Source organism: Archangium sp., from assembly GCF_036389735.1.
GTDB lineage: Bacteria > Myxococcota > Myxococcia > Myxococcales > Myxococcaceae > Archangium.
The window spans coordinates 1-1,514 of record NZ_DASVWK010000530.1; the positions used below are offsets into that span (position 1 = coordinate 1).

A 1,514-nucleotide genomic window follows, 5' to 3' on the forward strand; every position below is an offset into this window, starting at 1 on the left:
GCAGGCCTCGCGCGGGTAGTCGGCGCGCGTGTCGTTCCACTGCACGAGCACCTGCTGGCGCTCGGCCTCCGGCAGCAGGGGCAGGGCGGAGAGCGACAGCTCGGGGTTGGCGGTGGCCGCCTCCAGCAGCACCCGCAGGTGCCCCAGCATGCGCGCGGCCGTCTCCGGCTCGAACAGGTCGGTGTTGTACTCGAGCCAGCCCGTGAAGCCCTGCTCACTGTCGACGAGGGAGAGGGTGAGCTCGAACTTGGAGGTGAGGGTGTCCACCGCGAGTTCACGCGCGCTGGTGATACCCGGGAGCGCCAGATCGGGCAGGGGGTCCTGCCGCAGGGCGAGCATCACCTGGAACAGCGGGGAGCGGCTGAGATCGCGCTGGGGCTTGAGCTCCTCGACGAGCTTCTCGAAGGGAACGTCCTGGTGGGCGTAGGCGCCCAGGGCCACCTGGCGCACGCGGCCGAGCAGCTCGCGGAAGGAGGGATTGCCCTCCAGACGGGTGCGCAGCACGAGCGTGTTGGCGAAGAAGCCGATGAGCCCCTCGGTGTCGGCGTGGGTACGGCCGGCGATGGGCGAGCCCACGCTGATGTCCTGCTGGCCCGAGTAGCGGTAGAGCACGGACTGGAAGGCGGCCAGGAGCACCATGAAGGGCGTGGCGCCCTCGCGCTGGGCCAGTGCGTTGACGGCGCGCGAGAGCGCCGGGGGCAGCAGCACGGGGTGGCTGGCGCCGCGATACGACTGCACGGGAGGCCGCGCCTTGTCGGTGGGGAGCTCCAACGCCTGGGGCGCTCCCGCGAGCTGCTCGCGCCAGTAGGAGAGCTGGGACTCCAGCTTCTCGCCCTGCAGCCACTGGCGCTGCCAGGCCGCGTAATCGGCGTACTGGAGGGGCAGCTCGGGCAGGGACGCGGGCTGGCCCGAGGCGAAGGCCCGGTAGAGGGCGGCGACCTCGCGGATGAGGATGCCCATGGACCAGCCGTCGGAGACGATGTGGTGCATCGTCAGCACCAGGACGTGCTGGGTCTCACCGAGCTTGAGCAGCTTCACCCGGAACAGCGGGCCCCGGGTGAGCTCGAAGGGCCGCTGGGACTCCTCGCGCGCGAGGCGCTGCACCTGCTCCTCGTGCTCGGCCGCCGGGTGCTGCTCCAGGCTCTCGACGGGGAGCTCCACGGACAGGGAGGGGGCGATCTTCTGGACCGGCGAGCCCCCCACTTCCACGAAGGTGGTGCGAAGGGACTCGTGGCGGCGGACGAGCTCGGTGAAGCCACGCTCGAGGGCGGCCACGTCGAGAGTGCCCTCCAGCCGCACGGCGGCGGGGATGTTGTAGAGCGGGCTGCCGGGCTCGAGCTGGTCGAGGAACCACAGGCGCTGCTGGGCGAAGGAGAGGGGCAGCTCTCCCTGGCGCGAGTGCCGCGAGGGCTTCGCGCTGGTGGTCTCCGTCCGGCGCGAGAAGAGGTGGCTGGCCAGCTCGGCGATGCTCGGCGCCTGGAGCAGCAGCTGCATCGGCAGCTTCATGCCCAGGG

General features: G+C 71.4%; 1 protein-coding gene. It reads right to left on the reverse strand.

Features of this window, described 5'->3' with window-relative positions:
• Positions 1-1,494 (reverse strand): condensation domain-containing protein (locus tag VF794_RS18570; RefSeq protein WP_331112237.1); only part of this gene is annotated, 1,494 nt, incomplete at its 3' end.
• Positions 1,495-1,514 lie beyond the last annotated feature (20 nt).